The following is a 17,643-nucleotide window of genomic DNA, read 5'->3' as shown; positions in this document are numbered from 1 at the left end:
TTTTTATTTGATCCGCTTCTAGAACAGAAGCGGATTTTTTTATTTTTCACTATTTTATGTTTTCAATAGAGAAATGCTATGTTTTTTTTTAGAATCATTCTCTAATTAAAATCAGTTTATTTATTCTGGTGCTGATTGAACTGTTATTGGTAAATCGTACATTACTTTTGCGGGTTCGTTATTTATTGTACCTGGTTTCCATTTAGGAGAAAGTTTTATTACACGAATAGCTTCATCGCCTAAGCCGTAGCCTAAATCTTGTTTGATTGTAAAATCGGATAATGAGCCGTCCCTTTCAACAAAGAATTGTATGTACACTTTACCTTTGATTTTGTTTTTTGTAACCTCTTCTGGAACTTTGAAATTCTTTCCAATGAATTTGTAAAATTCGTTTATTCCACCCGGATATTCTGGTTGTGTTGTGTCTTGAATTGAATTAGAAAGAAATTTTTGAGGTTCATTTTCTGCTTTTCTGTTGTTTCCTTGTGCAATTGTAGTATTGCTAAAAGCGAAAAATAACATAGCGAATACAAAGCCTACTGCAGCCGTTTTTAATAGTATTCTTAATCGGGATTCTTGTTTTGTCATCATAAGTAGTCGTTTTTTGGTTATTTGAAAATTAATAGCACTTGCAAGAGCAATCTGACTTTGGTTTGAAGCCATTTTTAGTAATAAATTTTGGTAATAAGAAACAGAGTCTAATTGAGTTATTACCGCTTCATCGGCTAGGAATTCATGGTTTAATTTGATTGCTTTTTTGTAAAGTAAAATGATTGGATTAAACCATAATAGAATTTGGATTAGCTCGATAAAGATGATGTCGAAGGAATGTTTTTGTTCTATATGAGCCGTCTCATGAGTAATTAGTTGCGGATCAATTAAATCGTTTTTCAGGTCATTTTCGTTTATAAAAATGGTATTTAAAAACGAATGTGGTAAGATGGATTCCTGTATCAAAACTGCTTTTTGGTTATTGATGATTAGCGACTCGTTGTATTTTATTTTTTTGTGAAACGCGTATAAATTCAATACAAAACGAATAGTTAATAATAGAACTATGAAAAGATACAGTCCTGATATTCCGTAAATTATTGTTTGATTATTGTTAAAAGTGTTCGGGTTTTGTAAATTGTTGTTAAGTACCATTTCTGGTAATTGGATGCTGTTTATTGCCTTTGCTATTTTTGTATCAAAGGAGAATAGCTGCAACGGAATAATCAAGCTAAACAGCAAACTGCCTAATAAATAAACGCGATTAAAACGAAACATTTTTTCGTTCTCTAGCCATAATTTATATACTACAAACAAGATAAGAAGCAGTACTGACGATTTTAGGATGTACGTTATCATTTTTTCTTTTTTTGAATTTGTGAGTCAATTATTTTTTTGAGTTCTTCTAATTCCGAAGTTGATAAGTTGGTTTCGGTTGTAAAGAATGAAGCAAATTGTGATGCCGAATTGTTGAAGAAATTACTAATCAATCCGTTTACGTGTTTAGAAAAGTAGTCTGTTTTTTTTACTAATGGATAATATTCTCTTGAGTTTCCAAATTCGTTGTAAGCAACGAATTTTTTATCAATCATTCTCTTTAGCAAAGTAGCAACTGTTGTTGTTGCTGGCTTTGGGTCAGGATATGCTTCGAGTAAATCCTTCATGAATGCCTTTTTTAGTTGCCAAAGGTGTTGCATTAATTGTTCTTCTGAGTTGGTTAGTTGCATTTTGTTTTTGTTTATTATGTTGTTCTTAAGGATTGAATCGTTCTGACATCAATTTTCCTTCAAAGTATTCTTTTGTAGCTACATATTTTCCTTTGTTTGAATAATACTTCCAATCTCCGAAATAATACCAATGTGCTAATTTTGAATCGTAATCTATTTTTGTTTTTCCTTTTGATTCGATTTTTCCGTTTTCATAATAGTTCTTCGTATAACAGATTCCGTTTTTATATTTCTCTGTTTTATGTAATTTACCATTTATGTATGATTTCCATTTCTTAGTGGGCTCGTTGTTTTTGTAATATTCAATTGATTTGTACTGAGTTTTGTCTTGTGTATACGTATCAATCCATTTGCCTTCTTTTTCTTGTCGATTTTTTGATTGATCTGTTCTGGCTTACAGCCTAAACAGGATAAAAGTAGTATTAAGAGAATTATCTTGCGATTCATATCGTTCTACGTTTATAGATTATGTTCTACAAATGTAGAGTTAAAATTTTAATATGCAAATTATTTTTTAATATTTTGATTTTTAGGAGTTAAAAGGTTTTAGAGTCAAAGGGACAAAGGTTTTCTGTAGAGGCGCACCGCAGTGCGTTTTAATGGTGACGAGTATTTTTTTTGCTGACGCTAATCCCCGTGTTCACGTTCAATGCATTAAATTAAGGAAACAGTTGCAATGTTTTGCAGAATAAATCTCTCACAAAGGCGCAAAATCGCAAAGAAATCATATTTAAACTTGGCGACTTGGCGAGAAAAAATTTAGTCCAAAAAGCTTAACTTAATAATATTGCGCTCACGTTAGTATGGATGCCATAAAAAAATCCGCTCATTACTGAACGGATTTTGGATTTTTATACCTAACAGGTTTTAAAAATATTTAGGAAAGCTTTGTGAACTTAGCGAAAAAACGGAGCGTTCTTTGCGGTAAATTTTCACTTTGTCATTAGCTTATTTTTTAGATAATTCTACAAAATATTTATAGAATAACGGAATAGTTTCGATTCCTTTTAGGTAATTGAAGATTCCAAAATGTTCGTTTGGTGAGTGAATTGCATCGCTGTCTAGTCCGAATCCCATTAGGATTGTTTTGCTTTTTAATTCTTTTTCGAATAAAGCCACAATCGGAATACTCCCTCCTGAACGAACTGGAATTGCAGGAACTCCAAAAGTTTCGGTATACGCCATATTTGCTGCTTTGTAACCAATGCTGTCAATAGGTGTTACGTATCCTTGACCACCATGATGAGGAGTTACTTTTACAGTTACGCCAGCAGGGGCAATGCTTGTAAAGTGTTTTGTGAATAACTCTGTAATGTGCTCCCAATCTTGATTTGGAACCAAACGCATAGATATTTTTGCGAAAGCTTTACTAGCAATAACAGTTTTTGCTCCTTCGCCTGTGTATCCGCCCCAAATTCCGTTTACATCAAGTGTTGGTCTAATAGAGTTGCGTTCGTTTGTTACGTATCCTTTTTCGCCGTAAACATCATTTAAGTCTAATGCTTTTTTGTATTTCTCTAAGCTAAATGGTGCTTTTGCCATTTCGGCTCTTTCTTCTAGTGATAATTCTTGTACGTTATCATAGAATCCTGGAATGGTAATATGGTTGTCTTCATCATGAAGTGAAGCAATCATTTTAGCAAGTATATTAATTGGGTTTGCAACTGCTCCTCCGTATAAACCAGAGTGCAAATCGCGGTTTGGTCCAGTAACTTCAACTTCTACATAGCTTAAGCCACGTAATCCTGTTGTTATTGATGGTTGCTGATTTGAAATCATTCCTGTGTCAGAAATTAAGATCACATCATTTTTTAGTTTTTCTTGATTGCGCTCTACAAACCATCCTAAACTTTTAGATCCTACTTCTTCTTCACCTTCTATCATGAATTTTACGTTACAAGGCAAAGTGTTGCTTTGTACCATATATTCTAATGCTTTTACGTGCATGTACATTTGTCCTTTGTCATCGCAAGCACCACGAGCAAAAATGGCTCCTTCTGGGTGAATTTCTGTTTTTTTAATAACTGGTTCAAATGGTGGAGATGTCCATAGCTCGATCGGATCTGGTGGCTGAACATCATAATGTCCGTAAACTAATACGGTAGGTAAATTTGGGTCGATTATTTTCTCTCCATATACAATTGGGTAACCCGGAGTGTCGCAAATTTCGACAAAATCGCATCCCGCTTTCTCTAAACTTGCCTTTACTGCCTCGGATGTGTCAATTACGTCTTGTGAGTATGCTGTATCTGCACTTACTGAAGGAATTTTTAATAATTCTATTAACTCATTGATAAAGCGTTCTTTGTGTTCTTGAACGTATGCTTTTATAGTGTCCATTTAAATTGATTTTTATAGAATTTCAAAAATACGAAAAATAGAATTAATATTTTTTTTCAAAAATGCTTTGTAATGTCAAAGTTATGACTATCTTTGCACCCACAATTGAGCGGATATGGTGAAATTGGTAGACATGCCAGACTTAGGATCTGGTGCCGCAAGGCGTGTAGGTTCGAGTCCTATTATCCGCACTACTTACTATCCCTATTTATTTGAAATTCAAGTAAATAGGGTTTTTTGTTTCTTTTTATTCCCCTAAAAACAACCCCGTTTTACCTTGGGTAACTAAAGTGAATCTATTTTTATGTAATTGAATTAGATTTATGTAATATGTTAAAAGTAGTTAAATAGCCTCTTTTGTAATCATTTTAATCTACTTCTGTACATTTTGACTTAGAACAATAAAGATGTTTTGGAATTTAGTTTTTCCGTATTTAGGTAAATGTGTTTGTTTGAATCTCTGCGTAAATCATTTTATTGTGATGGTTTATGTTTCCCTATAAAAAAAGGGGGGTGCCCGTAAAAAAACAATTTTTAACCCTAAGTCTAAGAGACAAGACTAATAAGAGAGGGGTATAAATTTAATTTTTTTTCCAAAAAGTTGTATTTTTGAAATAACTACTATATAATAACTTTGTGTTAGAAGAACAGAACAATTAATATTTATTTTATTACATCCCTAATTATGAATTACATTTTAAATTCAATTGAAGACATTCAAAAAATTTATACGCCAGATATTGAATTTTTAGATGATGATTTTATGGAACATTTATATGAATTTAAATTGAGTAAAAAAGTTATTCTTGAATCAATGAGATTTAGAAATAAATTTTCTGATAATGAAGGAGAAGAAAGTTTTTTTTTGGAATTATCAACAGAGGAATTATTAACAGGAATAAAGTGTAATATCATATCTAAAACTAATTTAATTCACAATATTGATTATGCTTATTTACTAAGCAATATTGATTTAGATGTTTTTAAGAGTGAATTAGGCAAATTGCTATTAAATCAAGAAAAGAGTTTTGTAAAAGAAATTGAGAATACATTAGAAAATTCAAATTCTGATTTAAAATTTAATAAATATTTCAAAAATAAAATTGAAAACTTAATTAAATCAGAGGATTATCTAAAGTCTTTGATTCCAAATTCAAATGATTTTATAAAATTGGTTAGCAGTAGCTATTTAGAATCATATTCTAAAACATACAATCAGCTTAAAAGCGAATATTTTGATTTACTCCCTCAATGTTTTGAGTTACAAAAGATGGTAACGCTTGATAATAGTATTAGAAATAAGTATTCAAATATAAATAATAATGATTTGCTTCTGGAATATATTAATGACTATGATATATTCAGTCTTTATAGTTTAGAACCAATACTAGAAGGTCAGATTGTTACAATAACTTTTGAGAATCCAATTTACGATAAAGAACTTGATTGTACATATGCAATTGATGAAATTAGGTTGTCTTTGTCCCAATTTAATTTCCAAGACAGAATAAACAACAACTACGATGAAAATGACTTTTATCATTATGCCTGTGAATTATCTGATGATATGAAAACCTGGAAATTTCAAAAATTAAATTATGAAGATTTTATAACCTATAAAAATGATTTTAAGGATGTCGCCAAGCACAAGTTAATAGATATTGAGAATGAAATTTTAAAACTTATACCTGAATTTATATCTACAAACATTGATAAAATTGAAAATATAAAACACCTTATAAATTTTACGTTAATTAAAAAATGGGAGAAGAGTAATTTAGATTTGTTAAATCGTTTCGATGAAAATGATTTTGTCATTGTATCTTATAAGAGCATAAAGCATAATACATTGATTACAGAAGTAATGGATGTCGTTTATGAAAGAAAAGAGAGTTTTATTGAAAAAATAAAAAAAGAATTCTCTTTTTATTATGTTGAGGAATATCATGAGACTGAATTTTCAAGGAATTTGAAAAAATTGGATATTAATTTGAAAACAGATTTAATTTTAAAATTTAAAACTGAAGCAACCTCAAAAGCTGAATTTTTATCTGAAGCAATAGAAAAATTGACTGAATGCGGTTTTTATAAAGTTTTACAAGAAAAATATCCTGAGGTAGAAAAGCAGCAGTCTATTGTAGCAACCATTTTTCGAATTCACTTAAAGTCAACAGATATTAAATACGATATTATTACAGTTGCTACTCAATATTACAATTTTTGTTTTAAAATAGGCTTAATTAGCCACCTCGCAGAAACGGAATTTAAAACAGGTTCGGAAATTGCAAAATTATTAAATTGTTTTTCTAAAAGTAATTGTGAAGATGTAACTGAAATGAAAATTAAAACCTTTGAAAATAATCATACAAATCGGAATAATGTACAGTCGAGTTATTATCCATTTAAAGAACGCACTAATAAAAATGTAAATACTATTTTAATGAAATTAAACCTCATTAATTAGAAATCCTATACTCCACAAACTCCACCGTTTTACACCTTACTCTTTATTATGACATTTGTAGAATAATATTTAACAATAAATACAAATGACAGAAAACAACATTCGATTAATTGATCTGACCAAAACAGATTTAGCAAACCTTATTTCAGAAGCAGTTTCATTAGAGCTAAAAAAAGTTATCAGTTTGATGAATTTACAGCCTGAAAAAGAAGAAAATAGAATTATTTCAAGGAGTGAAACTTCAAAGCTTTTAGGGGTAAGTTTAACGACTTTATTTCATTGGAATAAACAAAATATCCTTGTAGCAAAAAAAATAGGCTCAAAAGTCTATTATCTAAAAAACGATGTGATGGATAAATTGAAATCCGTCGCATAGAGGTTAAACTCCATTGGCAAATCTGCCTAAATAAATCCATTTAATCACAATGACATTAGCGATGTTCTTACACATCAGGGCTTCGCTATGTCTTTTTTCAACTACAGACAATGACAGAATACATCATATTAAAACTAAAAAACATAAATATTGAAGAACGAGTGAAGCAGTTCCCGCCAGAATATGAAAGCCGTACAATTAAAGATTTTAATATTGATTTTGCTTATTTATTAATTCATTTTGTATTAGAACAAATGGCAAGTAGAATTGAAAAATATGGCGACACTAACTTGTACAATAGTTACAATCGATTATCTTCAAAAATACTAGAAAGTTATAATAAAAGTTACCGTTTTCATATTCGTTATTTATGTGAAAACTTTCCTTGCATTGGTAATGTTTTGGAAAGAGATGATTATTCAGAAGGGAAATGTTATGGTTATCGATTCAGACCGTTTTACTATTGGGAGCAATTAGAGCCGTATGTGGTAACAGATAGGTTATTGGTTAAGAAATTAAACAACAAAAATAAGTTAATACTAAAACCTGAAGTTGAGAAAAATTTTAATTTTTTAACCGAATATTTTGACTCCAAAAGATTAACAATTCAGTTTCAAGATGCGTTAAATCATAATTCCGATTTACTTGAGGAAAAAGGAAATATGAAAAATTATCTTGTAGATGCTTTTAAGATTCTAAGAATACAAAACGGAACTTATTATATGAGTCACAACTCCAAAACAGACGGACGATTTCATTCTAACATTACAGGATTTTCAAAAGAATTCAGACCGTTTTTGAGATACGACGGGGAGATAATTTCAGAGATTGATATTTCAGCATCAGTTCCTACTTTTCTGTTTTATCTTATTAGCAATTATAGGAATTCTAATTCTCTATTAGATAAAGTAATTAATAATACTAAATCTTTCTATTATCATTATATATTCTCAAAAGAAGCTGTAAGTATTGATAATAAAGAGATTCAAGATTTTGGAAGTAAGATTTTATCGGGAGGTTTTTACAGTAGTTTTATTTCCAAATTAGAGGAGTTTTATAAAGTAGAACATACTTTTGATAATTCAACTTATATAAGTACTTATCATCAATGGCAATATGAAGAATATTACTTCCCACAAGATAGTTACAAGAACTATGGTCGAAAATCATATCCTGAAAAAGTGACAAAAGACTATGCCAAAGATGTGATATTAAAAATGCTAAATGCTAAAAACAAAATGTTTTTATATGAAGAAATGGCTTTTAAAAGTTTGTATCCAACTATTTTTGAATTCGTAAGTAAGATTAAGGAAAGACATCATGAAGATTTTTCACATTTGATGTTGCAAACTGAATCATATTTTATGCTAAAAATTGTTGCACGAAGATTGAAAAACAAGTTTAAAAAAGTGCCGTTTTTTACTTTGCACGATTGTATTTGTACAACTGAGTCAAATTTAAACCTTGTAGATGAGTTTGTAAAAACTACTTTAACAGCCGAGTTGGGATTTGTGCCTGTTATAAAGAGTAAGGACTGGGTTTAAGACGTGTTTTTAAGTGTTCTAAGCTTCTTTTTATAAAAAAGGAAGAAAAGATAGGGGGTAGTTTTTTTAGCCTTCTTTTTTAACGCGTTGATATTAAAAAAAATTTAATTTTAGGAGCCTTTAAATGTTATTTGCAATCACATTTAAAATTTTCTATGTAAGAATGGAATGACTCGCCCCATGAATTAGTCGTTCCAAATTGTACAAAAGTTTGCCATCTTAATTCATTAATATTGCAATAAACGTAAGCATTATCATCTGAATCATTAAAGTCGTAGCTGTTATCTTTTACATATACTATAACGTATCCAGTATTCTTGTAAAAGTAGTATCTAACTCCTGATAGCATAGTCGATGATTTAATTGAAATGTAATCACTTGAATCTGCATTATTCATTAAAAATAGCATCCAATCATAGCAACTAATTTTTCGAGAATTATCATAATCTCTTTGTCGCTTCTCTAATGCTTTTTTAATTAATGGTATATTAATGGAAGAGCTTGGTTCTTGAATTCTGTAAGGGGTTGACATATAATTTTGTGCAGTTGCATAGGCTGTAAAACATAAAAATAATATTGTTAAGTGATTTTTTTTATATGAGTGTGTTAGATAGTCGAATATAGGGAAATTTACGTTTGTGCTATTGAATTTAGCTTTCATTATCATGAAATTTATGAGTTAAATTTTTTAGCTCTATCATCTTTGTAATCTTTGGCTGTTCTTTTGTATAGTATTGTTCCTAAAACGGAATACAAAATTAAACACCAGATTCCTAGCATAGGGTCTATTGAAAAAGCTGTAGGGGTTGTAAAAACAGCAAAGATACAAAAGGCTATACCTGCAAAATTTAAAGTGTATTTTTTGGCTATTAATATTTCGTCAAAAGCCCTTTTAGCGAATTCTTCATATCCCATAGAGGCATATTGTTTAGCTTTAAACTCTCCGTGGGCTTTCCATGTCTCCTCAGTAGCTTTGTATTGTTCTGTTGTGGTTGATTTTTTCTCAAATATATTTCTATAAAGTATATCGTATTCTTTTCTTTTGTCTGAATCCTTTAAAACTTCATAAGCCTCTGTGATTGTAATGAATAATTTTGTTGTTTCTTCATTTTTGGATTTATCGGGATGATATTTTACTGCTAAGGTTCGGTAAGCTTTTTTTATATCAGTAAAGCTAGCTAAAGGATTTATGTCTAGTATTTTGTAATAATTTTCCATTATTTAGTTGGTTTGGGTTACTGTTTTAAAAATATTGCGTCTGGAACTTCTGTCCATTGTATTTTAGTTGCAGAATTTTTTTTGAATGAATAAGTAATAGTTTGTCCTACTGAGTAGCTGATTTCTACGCTATAATATTTATCCGAAATAGTTTCGGTAACTTTAACAATAATACCGCCACTTCTAGCTAAATCAACTAATCCCTTTTGACACTGTTGCGTAGATGAAATTGTAGAGCAAAAATCATTACTGCTAAATTTAAATCCAACACCAGTAGAGAGGTCGGTTTGTTGTTTCCAAGTTCCTTGAATCCATGAAGGGGGATTAAAGTCTGATTTAGATGAATTGTCCTCAGAATCAGAAGATGAGCAAGAAATAAAGAGTAGAATTGTAAAAGTAAAGATTAATTTTTTCATATTTTAGAATTTAATTACAATAATAATAAGTATAATTTACATTGTTTCACGGGTTTCCGTATTTTGTTATTTTTTTTCAAATATAATAAAATGGTCGCTTAAATGTGACCTAATTAAAAAATATTTGTTTTGACCTTTGAAATATGATTTCAGAGGAAGAATATACAATAAGAGTAGGGATTCATATCCGACACTTAAGAGAACGTAAAAAGGTATCCCAACAAAATCTCGCTGATTTATGTAATATGCCTAAGACCTCTATTGGAAGAATTGAAAGAGCTGAAGTTTCAGTAACGCTTAAAACACTTATTAAAATAGCCAACGCATTAGAAATCGAACCAAAAGAGTTTTTTAATTTTTAAGTTAAATGGCTTTTTTATTGTTGGCTAATTTACTGTTTACCATACTAAAAACAGTATTTGTTGATTGTGGTATATATAATAATAGTGATGTGTTTTCAAATTCAATTTACATAAACTTATTAAATGCAATTGTTTGAATTTAGTGGTTTTATGATGTGGATGTTGGTTTGGTTTTAAATGTTGTTATTTTTCCAAAAGCGTTTAGTGCACATATAATTTTCTGAAAATCATAAATTATACGTTCCAGTTGTTTTGTAAAGTTTTATTCGTCTGCCTTATTAAAAAAAGTTTGGATACTTTATGATTTTGCAAATAGAATTAATGGCTCATAATTTTGATTATCAGCTTCTCTTAGCGATTTTATATACTTCTCTCTTATTTCATTTGCCTTAACTAGATTACTTTTGCCCCAAGTAAAATAATTTTCATTGAACAATTTATCTAAAATCAAATCAGCCATTAGCCTAGAGTGCCTTCCGTTTCCGTTAGGAAAACAATGAATACTTACTAATCTATGTTTGAATCTAATGGCAATTTCTTCTTTAGAATATGTGTCATTTTGAAACCAGTACAAAACATCGTCTAGTAATTGTTTTAATTCTGTGCCTATTTTGTAACTCTTGATTCCTATATTTTTTTCAGATCTTCTGAAATTTCCTGCCCATTTCCAAACATCACTGTACATTTTTTTATGCAAATCAGTTATAAATTTTTCTGAAAATAATTGTTCAGGTTTAATTTTTAAACGCATTGTCCATTCAATTGCCTTTTCTATATTGAGTTGCTCAAATTCATCTAATTCGCCTCGAGTTGAAATAGAAGGAATTTTTAATCCTTCTAATTCTTCTTCACTCAAAGGGGTTTGACCATTAATATACTCTATTTTCAATCCCATAAATATTTAGGCATTTCTTGTTTTATTTCTTCTGTTTTTTGTGCAATTGCCTTTTCGATTCTATCAGTTGAATTTTGTTGGTTTTCTAAAGTCATTGTTACGTGTGTGCGTCCTACAATTTCTTTTGCAATTTCTAAAGCTCGTTCTTCAATCATTTCATCAATTGAACCTTTATTTGGTATAAAACCATAAACCAGCTTCATATCTAAACCAATGGCTAATTCTCTTAGTGTATTTAATGTAATAGTACCATTTGCCTCTCTTTTTTCCATATCTCCAACACTTTGTGGGCTAATGTTCATTCTATTCCCTAGTTGACGAAGCGACATTTTTAAAACTGTTCTAATGGATTTTATCCACCCAGTAGAAGGCAAGGCGACTTCATCAACTGCCATAAAACAAGACAGTTTTGTATCTAATTGCTCTATTAGTAATACCCTTTTTTTATCTTTCATAAGTTAAAACTTAAAATTAACATACAAATTTAAGTCTATAAGTTTAAAAAAACAAAATATTTATCAGTTTATAGATTGATAAAATTTATTTTTTATCAGCTTGTAGACTTAATTTTAAATTAAAATATCAGTTTATAAGCTGTTATTTTTCCAAAAAGCTTTCAGTTTTTCAGCATATTCTTTAGGTGTGATTTTAATGTAGTCTAAGAAAATTTTCTCACTCTTATGTCCAGTTATCTTCATAATAGTAAGAGTGTCTATTTTTCCATATAAATTGGTTGCAAACGACCTTCTACAGGCATGTGAGGTAACAAGTTCGTGTTTTGGGTATTTTCCGAATTTTTTTCTGCTTATGTTTTTCTTTTTACCATCTTTAATAACTTCAAATGTTACCTTTTTTGCACCTTCTGTTAACTCTGTTAATCCTGCAATCTCTGATACTTTCTTTATGTATTCATTAAATTTTTGATCGCTTATTTTTCTCGGAAACTCCCCATTTCTCTTGTCTAAAATTTCTTGAACCTGTTCATGGATAGGAATTATAACAGGGAATTCAGTTTTATGGGTGTTTTTATAAATAAATCCATTATCTAGATTTTCTTTTTCTAACTTTAAAAAATCAGAGATTCTAAAACCTGTTCTTACTCCAATGATAAACCAGTCTTTAGTATTGTCAAGATAATCCTGTTCGAATTTTGTATTGTAAATTAAGTCTATTTCAGAGTCTTTTAAATAAATATCTTTAGTTTTATTTGAAGGAGAGTAGAATTCGGTCAATTTATAATCTTTGCAAACATTTAGTTCCTTTTTGTCGGCATTCCCACAAAACAACTTTATTGTATCAATAAAACCTCCAATGGTATTATTTATTAAGAACTCTTCTTTTTCAAGGTAATCTATGAACTTTTCATGAAAGTTTAAGTCAATATCTGTAAGTTTAAGTCTATACCCTGCAAAAGATTCAAAAGTAGTTATTTTGTTTAAAGTGGTATTGTAATACTGAATTGTTCTTGGTTTTACAGGAGTACCTCTTTTAGTTCTTTTAGTTTTAGCTTCTTCAATAAATGAACCTATGAAATTTGAAAAAAAAAGCTTTTCATTAGCTGTTTTATTTTCAGTTTCGCGATTAAAAAATGTGTCTATTTTTTCCTTTAACCACTTACTATTTATAATAGTTGATTCATTTATTATTTTAGTATTCTCGTATTCCTTTCTGATGTACGCTTCAAATTCTTTTAGTTTAACATTGATGGTTTTGTAGTTTATTTCCTTTGTGGATAGAATTTCTTGTTTTACATCACTCCATCTTCCTTTAGGCACTTGAATGCCAATTGAGGTTTCAATATCAAATTTATTTCCTTGTTTAAATCTAAAAAATATAGTGTTCCAATCATTATTGGTCTTCAATCTAAATTTACCAGTTGCCATAATATATCTTTTTAATCAAAGATAGGAATAATGTTTAATTCCCCTAATAACTACCCTGAATTTAATTAATGAATGCTAATTTAAATAAATTCATTTAAATTAATAATGCTATTAACTCCTGATTTTATTGTATTTATACGTTTGTTTTAATCTTGAATTAATGTGATGAAATATAGGGTGTGACTTCTATTATCCGCACTACTTACTACTAACCCTAATTATTTTTAAATAATTAGGGTTTTTTTTATGTCTTTACGCTAGTGAATTGTTGGTTTTGAGATGTTTTGTTTTTGAATTGGATGACTTCCTAGACGATTTTGTCATCCAGTGAAAGAGAAATCGAGAGGTTTTATGAATCTAAATATTAATATTATGAAATTAAAAGAAATATGGAGGCTCTATCCGATAGTATTAGTTATTGTTTTTTATTCGGTTTTTTATTTAATTGGTAAAAGAAAGAGAGATAATTTTTGCATCAATGAAATTAATTCTAAGATCATAGGTTCTAGTGATCCTCAAAAAAAGTTGTAGAATATTATTTGCCCAATGATTTGGAGATTAGTGTAAGTGTGGTGGATGATATTGATATTAAGGTAGGAGATTCTATTTCGAAAATAGCAAAAACTTCAAAGTATTGTGTTTATAAAAAAAATGACAAAGGAGAATATGTTTTCTTTAAATCATATAGTATTGATTAATTATACAACACTATTCAGATTGCTCGTATATTTGTTGTAGCGGGCACAGAAAGAATTTCCGTGTTATCGGAAGTCTTTGATTAAATCTTTTTCAAAAATAAGAGCAACTTAAAAAAAGAATAATAAAAAAGACCGATCATATTCGTCTATCGGGTTGTTTTATAGATAACATTTGTATTGTGTCTTATTATAGTGGGCACGGAAAGAATTTCCGCTATCGGATTAAGCTTCAGCTATTCAAATTTTTAATAAACCGAAAAACTCCTATCAACCTTACAAAATAAGAAGCCTAAATGGCAAATAATTTGAATTTGATATCAAACCATAAAAAACTCTAATACTAATGTTCCTCAAGAAAAAAAATAATGATTATTTTAAAATTTTAACATTTATTACCATAGTTGGGTTAACTTTAGTTAGTTGTAAAAATGAGCCAAGTAATTTGCCGAAAAGAACAACCGATGACAATGTAAAAAAATCAAAAAAAACTAAATCGAAAAATGAAAAAGTAATAGACAGTATCAAAATGCATGCTTTTGATAATCTTTATTTCGGAACACATGATGAAATAAAATCAAATGAAGAATATTCAATAAACGATTTAGATTACACAATAAAAACTTATCAAAGTTTGCCCGTTAAAGGCTTGTGTTACTTTATGCTTGTGAGTAAATATGAAATTACAACACAAGAAAAAGTCAAGAGAGAACTGAATGATTTGAGAACGATAATATCTAAGAAATATGGAAATCCAGTAAATATAAATAGAACTTTCCACATACAACATCCTGAAGAAATGGGAAAAGGCGAATCTTTCTTTGACACTAGAGCAAGTTATAAATATGACAAAAAGATAATAGGTCTACCATATGAATTTGTAGCTTGCACATGGAATTTAAGATATAAAGAAATTCAAATTGGATATTTTATTGAACACAAAAACAGAACAGCTGTTTTTCAATCTTCACTTAAAAGTAATAATTACACAATCTATATTGAAATAAGAAGTAAATTAATTATGCCTGAAAAAACAAATTCCGTAAAAAAAGATAATGCGAAGGATATAAATAAATTCTAAAATATAAAAATGTAGTTGACCAAATGTTCTTTAGTAATGAGACTGTATTGATTACTTAAATACAAATTTGAAAACATGCTTGATATTACGGTTAAAGAAATACAAAAAATCACAAGACTGGCAAAAAAATCTATCCCTTTTGGAGAGACAAAGTTCCCATATCTAAAGTCTTATGAAATCTTAAACAACGCTATTATAGAGAAAGCGAAAAATGGAGAAAACTCAATTAGCTTTGATTTCGTTGACGATAAAGTAGATGAAAATACTACTATAAAAGACCAAAAAAAAATAAATAGAATTTATCCACATTCAGGAATTGTATATGCAATTGAAGAAGTTTATGATTACCCAAATTATCTTAGCGTAAGAGGCTTTGAGGTGGAAATTAGAGAATCTATCAAAAGGCATGGCTATAAATCAAAATCTTATTTTATATCCTGGTAGCTATATCTATCAAATTTATTCAAAAAGCCAATTTAAAAAATATAAAGTAATATATCCATTAAAATCGCCACCATCTATTGATTGACTACTTTCTTTTGAATTTTTATCTGGAAATATCTCAAAGACTACAACTTGATAATTGTTTGCACTTAATTTATAAGATACATTTCTTTTATTGTTTTAATAATGTCATTTGATTTACTGTAGGTATAATTTGCTTTGCTCTTCCGTTAGGACAACCAGTTTGCGAGATAATCATCGGTTCAGGAGACAAGAATAAAGTCATTTTTGTATTATTACTACCTTGTAAGAAATCAATAAATATAGTTCCTGCTTGCCCGCAATTTGCAATTTTTCCACCATAAATTAAAGTGTAAGTAGTAGTGTCAAGATAGTAGCCTTCTATTACATAAGGACTAGAATCAGGTAGTGCCCTTGTATCCTCAATCACAGTCCCATTACTATTTGTTATAAGATAACGCATTACAAGTTTTTCCTCTGTAATTCGACCAGGTTTAGTTGTGATTTTCAATACTCTAAATTCGTAATTTTTACCCTCGTACGTTCCTTTCCAAGTACCTATAAATTTATCTAAAAGATGATTTACATCTTTAATAGAAGTAATATTTTTAGGGATGCCGTTTTTTGAATTTACATAGTTCACCACGTTTTCAACAGGTAGTACTTGTGCTTTGCAAGATAAGGTACATACAATCAGCATACCTATAATAATTATCTTTTTCATCATATTTGTTTTAAGTGTTAAGGACATGGTGTTGTTGTTAGTTTTTCTTTAAACTTAACGAAACATCTTCAGAAGAAGAACCTTAAAACAGAAAAGCAGTATTTCAAAAAACACTGCTTTTGTTTTGATTACTAAAATTGAGAATTAAAGTTATCTACTGTTTGGTTAAGCTCATTTTGGTTTTTGGAAATAATTGTGGAGCTGGACCATTGGGACAATTTTCTTCAAGTATAAAATCTTGACTAGGAGTAAGAAACAGTTCCATGGTAGTATTATTTGTATTTTTTGGTAACATAACAAATAATTCTCCCCTTTGTCCACATTGATATTGACGCCCTCCATAAGTTAAAACAAAATAGCTTTTGCCAAAATAATAACTATTCACAGTATAGGGGCTGTCATCAGGCTCTGTTCTGGTATCTTCTAAAACTGCACCACCCGTATTTGTAATTAAATAACGTATTGCTAATCCGTCTTGGGTAGTACGAGATATTTTAGTAGTAATTTTTGAAAATATCAATTCATAATTTTTGCCATTATAATTTCCTTTCCAAGTACCTACATATTTATCTCGAATACCATTTGTATCTTTTAAATAAGTGATACTTTCAGGAATACCAATATCTCCCCGTATGTATTCTGCTAATTTTTCAATTGCAACAATCGATTGTGCTTTGCAGGAAAAGCTACACACAGCTAGAATACTTATAATAATTATTTTTTTCATCTTATTTGTTTTAAGTGTTATGGACATGGTGTTGTTGTTAGTTTGTCTTTAAACTTAACGAAACATCTTCAGAAGAAGAACCTTAAAACAGAAAAGCAGTATTTCAAAAAACACTGCTTTTGTTTTGATTACTAAAATTGATAATTAAAGTTATCTATTGTTTGGTTAAGGTCATTTTGGTTTTTGGAAATAATTGTGGGGCTGCGCCATTGGGGCAATTTTGTTCAAGTATAAAATCTTGTCTAGGAGTAAGAAACAGCTCTATAGCAGTATTGTTTGTTTTTTTTGTCAACAGAACAAATAGTTCTCCCCCTTGTCCACACTGATATTGACGCCCTCCATAAGTTAAAACAAAATAGTTTTTTGCGAAGTAATAACTTTTTGCAGTATAGGGACTATCATCTGGCTCTGCTCTAGTATCTTCTAAAATAGCACCGCTCGCATCTGTAATTAAATAACGCATTATTAATCCGTCTTCAGTTATTCTGTCGTCAGAGGTGGTTCTTTTTTTAAAAACTAATTCATAATTTTTTCCATTATAATTTCCTTTCCAAGTGCCTATATAATTGTCCCGAATACCATTTACATCTTTTAAATAAGTGACACTTTCAGGAACATCTTTCTCTTCCCGCATGTATTCCGCTAACTTTTCTATTGGAACAATTGATTGTGCTTTGCAGGATAAGGTGCATGCAATCAGAACACCTATAATAATTATCTTTTTCATCGTATTTG

General features: G+C 29.5%; 18 protein-coding genes and 1 tRNA gene. 7 read left to right on the top strand and 12 right to left on the bottom strand.

Annotated features, from left to right (window positions below; translation table 11 throughout):
* Positions 1–120: 120 nt before the first annotated feature.
* From EAG11_RS15895 to EAG11_RS15880, 3 genes are all read right to left on the bottom strand, one after another.
* Entirely contained in the window at positions 121–1,350 is a 1,230-nt protein-coding gene (locus EAG11_RS15895) for a M56 family metallopeptidase (protein ID WP_230727673.1), read from the bottom strand.
* Positions 1,347–1,718 carry a BlaI/MecI/CopY family transcriptional regulator gene (locus tag EAG11_RS15890; RefSeq protein ID WP_039116310.1) on the bottom strand — a complete coding sequence of 124 codons (372 nt, stop codon included), beginning with the start codon at positions 1,716–1,718 and terminating at the stop codon, positions 1,347–1,349. Before EAG11_RS15890 ends, EAG11_RS15895 begins: the two co-directional genes overlap by 4 nt.
* Before the next feature lie 948 nt (positions 1,719–2,666).
* A complete protein-coding gene (locus EAG11_RS15880) occupies positions 2,667–4,058 on the bottom strand; it encodes a dipeptidase (protein WP_129540014.1) in 1,392 nt (463 codons plus the stop codon).
* 109 nt (positions 4,059–4,167) lie between these two features.
* On the opposite strand from EAG11_RS15880, the gene EAG11_RS15875 reads away from it, so the two are divergent.
* The 4 genes from EAG11_RS15875 (at position 4,168) to EAG11_RS15860 (ending at position 8,442) form a co-directional block, all read left to right on the top strand.
* Positions 4,168–4,249, top strand: a tRNA-Leu gene (locus tag EAG11_RS15875).
* A 494-nt stretch (positions 4,250–4,743) separates the two neighbouring features.
* Positions 4,744–6,522 carry a hypothetical protein gene (locus tag EAG11_RS15870; protein ID WP_129540013.1) on the top strand — a complete coding sequence of 593 codons (1,779 nt, stop codon included), beginning with the start codon at positions 4,744–4,746 and terminating at the stop codon, positions 6,520–6,522.
* A gap of 85 nt (positions 6,523–6,607) precedes the next feature.
* Positions 6,608–6,898 (top strand): AlpA family transcriptional regulator, encoded by a 291-nt coding sequence (locus EAG11_RS15865; protein ID WP_129540012.1) that lies wholly within the window; start codon positions 6,608–6,610, stop codon positions 6,896–6,898.
* Between the two features lie 110 nt (positions 6,899–7,008).
* A complete protein-coding gene (locus tag EAG11_RS15860; protein ID WP_129540011.1) occupies positions 7,009–8,442 on the top strand; it encodes a hypothetical protein in 1,434 nt (477 codons plus the stop codon).
* A gap of 127 nt (positions 8,443–8,569) precedes the next feature.
* Here the strand turns inward: EAG11_RS15860 and EAG11_RS15855 are convergent, their stop codons facing one another.
* The 3 genes from EAG11_RS15855 to EAG11_RS15845 are packed head-to-tail and all read right to left on the bottom strand — an operon-like array spanning position 8,570 to position 10,076.
* Positions 8,570–9,103 (bottom strand): hypothetical protein, encoded by a 534-nt coding sequence (locus EAG11_RS15855; protein ID WP_129540010.1) that lies wholly within the window; start codon positions 9,101–9,103, stop codon positions 8,570–8,572.
* Between the two features lie 11 nt (positions 9,104–9,114).
* Positions 9,115–9,660: a J domain-containing protein gene (locus tag EAG11_RS15850; protein WP_129540009.1), complete on the bottom strand. Its 546-nt coding sequence runs from the start codon at positions 9,658–9,660 to the stop codon at positions 9,115–9,117.
* A 17-nt stretch (positions 9,661–9,677) separates the two neighbouring features.
* The gene (locus EAG11_RS15845) at positions 9,678–10,076 is read right to left on the bottom strand and encodes a hypothetical protein (protein WP_129540008.1); all 399 of its coding nucleotides are present in this window, start codon (positions 10,074–10,076) and stop codon (positions 9,678–9,680) included.
* 143 nt (positions 10,077–10,219) lie between these two features.
* Between EAG11_RS15845 and EAG11_RS15840 the strand changes: the two genes are divergently transcribed.
* The gene (locus tag EAG11_RS15840) at positions 10,220–10,438 is read left to right on the top strand and encodes a helix-turn-helix domain-containing protein (protein ID WP_129540007.1); all 219 of its coding nucleotides are present in this window, start codon (positions 10,220–10,222) and stop codon (positions 10,436–10,438) included.
* 298 nt (positions 10,439–10,736) lie between these two features.
* Here the strand turns inward: EAG11_RS15840 and EAG11_RS15835 are convergent, their stop codons facing one another.
* The 3 genes from EAG11_RS15835 to EAG11_RS15825 all read right to left on the bottom strand — a co-directional run bounded on the left by EAG11_RS15835 (position 10,737) and on the right by EAG11_RS15825 (position 13,216).
* The gene (locus EAG11_RS15835) at positions 10,737–11,333 is read right to left on the bottom strand and encodes a mobile mystery protein B (RefSeq protein WP_129540006.1); all 597 of its coding nucleotides are present in this window, start codon (positions 11,331–11,333) and stop codon (positions 10,737–10,739) included.
* Positions 11,324–11,788 carry a mobile mystery protein A gene (locus EAG11_RS15830; protein WP_129540005.1) on the bottom strand — a complete coding sequence of 155 codons (465 nt, stop codon included), beginning with the start codon at positions 11,786–11,788 and terminating at the stop codon, positions 11,324–11,326. Before EAG11_RS15830 ends, EAG11_RS15835 begins: the two co-directional genes overlap by 10 nt.
* 132 nt (positions 11,789–11,920) lie before the next feature.
* Positions 11,921–13,216: a tyrosine-type recombinase/integrase gene (locus EAG11_RS15825; protein WP_129540004.1), complete on the bottom strand. Its 1,296-nt coding sequence runs from the start codon at positions 13,214–13,216 to the stop codon at positions 11,921–11,923.
* Between the two features lie 1,041 nt (positions 13,217–14,257).
* Between EAG11_RS15825 and EAG11_RS15820 the strand changes: the two genes are divergently transcribed.
* Positions 14,258–14,992 (top strand): hypothetical protein, encoded by a 735-nt coding sequence (locus EAG11_RS15820; protein ID WP_129540003.1) that lies wholly within the window; start codon positions 14,258–14,260, stop codon positions 14,990–14,992.
* Positions 14,993–15,067: 75 nt separating this feature from the next.
* Positions 15,068–15,436, top strand: a complete 369-nt coding sequence (locus EAG11_RS15815) for a hypothetical protein (RefSeq protein ID WP_129540002.1) — start codon at positions 15,068–15,070, stop codon at positions 15,434–15,436.
* A 172-nt stretch (positions 15,437–15,608) separates the two neighbouring features.
* On the opposite strand, the gene EAG11_RS15810 is transcribed toward EAG11_RS15815, so the two are convergent.
* The 3 genes from EAG11_RS15810 to EAG11_RS15800 form a co-directional block, all read right to left on the bottom strand.
* Positions 15,609–16,208, bottom strand: a complete 600-nt coding sequence (locus EAG11_RS15810) for a DUF6705 family protein (RefSeq protein ID WP_129540001.1) — start codon at positions 16,206–16,208, stop codon at positions 15,609–15,611.
* A 127-nt stretch (positions 16,209–16,335) separates the two neighbouring features.
* A complete protein-coding gene (locus EAG11_RS15805; protein WP_129540000.1) occupies positions 16,336–16,908 on the bottom strand; it encodes a DUF6705 family protein in 573 nt (190 codons plus the stop codon).
* 154 nt (positions 16,909–17,062) lie between these two features.
* Positions 17,063–17,635 (bottom strand): DUF6705 family protein, encoded by a 573-nt coding sequence (locus tag EAG11_RS15800; protein WP_129539999.1) that lies wholly within the window; start codon positions 17,633–17,635, stop codon positions 17,063–17,065.
* Positions 17,636–17,643: the final 8 nt, after the last annotated feature.

The sequence above is a fragment of the Flavobacterium sp. 140616W15 genome, from assembly GCF_003668995.1.
In the GTDB taxonomy this organism is placed as follows: Bacteria; Bacteroidota; Bacteroidia; order Flavobacteriales; family Flavobacteriaceae; genus Flavobacterium.
Note: the sequence above shows the minus strand (reverse complement) of the source record. Positions and strands in the feature narration are given on the sequence as shown.

What these genes read in the sequence shown, in the direction of transcription:
- EAG11_RS15895 (WP_230727673.1), bottom strand. Translation starts at nt 1,350, where the DNA reads ATGATAACGTACATCCTAAAATCGTCAGTACTGCTTCTTATCTTGTTT.
- EAG11_RS15890 (WP_039116310.1), bottom strand. Translation starts at nt 1,718, where the DNA reads ATGCAACTAACCAACTCAGAAGAACAATTAATGCAACACCTTTGGCAA.
- EAG11_RS15880 (WP_129540014.1), bottom strand. Translation starts at nt 4,058, where the DNA reads ATGGACACTATAAAAGCATACGTTCAAGAACACAAAGAACGCTTTATC.
- EAG11_RS15870 (WP_129540013.1), top strand. Translation starts at nt 4,744, where the DNA reads ATGAATTACATTTTAAATTCAATTGAAGACATTCAAAAAATTTATACG.
- EAG11_RS15865 (WP_129540012.1), top strand. Translation starts at nt 6,608, where the DNA reads ATGACAGAAAACAACATTCGATTAATTGATCTGACCAAAACAGATTTA.
- EAG11_RS15860 (WP_129540011.1), top strand. Translation starts at nt 7,009, where the DNA reads ATGACAGAATACATCATATTAAAACTAAAAAACATAAATATTGAAGAA.
- EAG11_RS15855 (WP_129540010.1), bottom strand. Translation starts at nt 9,103, where the DNA reads ATGAAAGCTAAATTCAATAGCACAAACGTAAATTTCCCTATATTCGAC.
- EAG11_RS15850 (WP_129540009.1), bottom strand. Translation starts at nt 9,660, where the DNA reads ATGGAAAATTATTACAAAATACTAGACATAAATCCTTTAGCTAGCTTT.
- EAG11_RS15845 (WP_129540008.1), bottom strand. Translation starts at nt 10,076, where the DNA reads ATGAAAAAATTAATCTTTACTTTTACAATTCTACTCTTTATTTCTTGC.
- EAG11_RS15840 (WP_129540007.1), top strand. Translation starts at nt 10,220, where the DNA reads ATGATTTCAGAGGAAGAATATACAATAAGAGTAGGGATTCATATCCGA.
- EAG11_RS15835 (WP_129540006.1), bottom strand. Translation starts at nt 11,333, where the DNA reads ATGGGATTGAAAATAGAGTATATTAATGGTCAAACCCCTTTGAGTGAA.
- EAG11_RS15830 (WP_129540005.1), bottom strand. Translation starts at nt 11,788, where the DNA reads ATGAAAGATAAAAAAAGGGTATTACTAATAGAGCAATTAGATACAAAA.
- EAG11_RS15825 (WP_129540004.1), bottom strand. Translation starts at nt 13,216, where the DNA reads ATGGCAACTGGTAAATTTAGATTGAAGACCAATAATGATTGGAACACT.
- EAG11_RS15820 (WP_129540003.1), top strand. Translation starts at nt 14,258, where the DNA reads ATGTTCCTCAAGAAAAAAAATAATGATTATTTTAAAATTTTAACATTT.
- EAG11_RS15815 (WP_129540002.1), top strand. Translation starts at nt 15,068, where the DNA reads ATGCTTGATATTACGGTTAAAGAAATACAAAAAATCACAAGACTGGCA.
- EAG11_RS15810 (WP_129540001.1), bottom strand. Translation starts at nt 16,208, where the DNA reads ATGTCCTTAACACTTAAAACAAATATGATGAAAAAGATAATTATTATA.
- EAG11_RS15805 (WP_129540000.1), bottom strand. Translation starts at nt 16,908, where the DNA reads ATGAAAAAAATAATTATTATAAGTATTCTAGCTGTGTGTAGCTTTTCC.
- EAG11_RS15800 (WP_129539999.1), bottom strand. Translation starts at nt 17,635, where the DNA reads ATGAAAAAGATAATTATTATAGGTGTTCTGATTGCATGCACCTTATCC.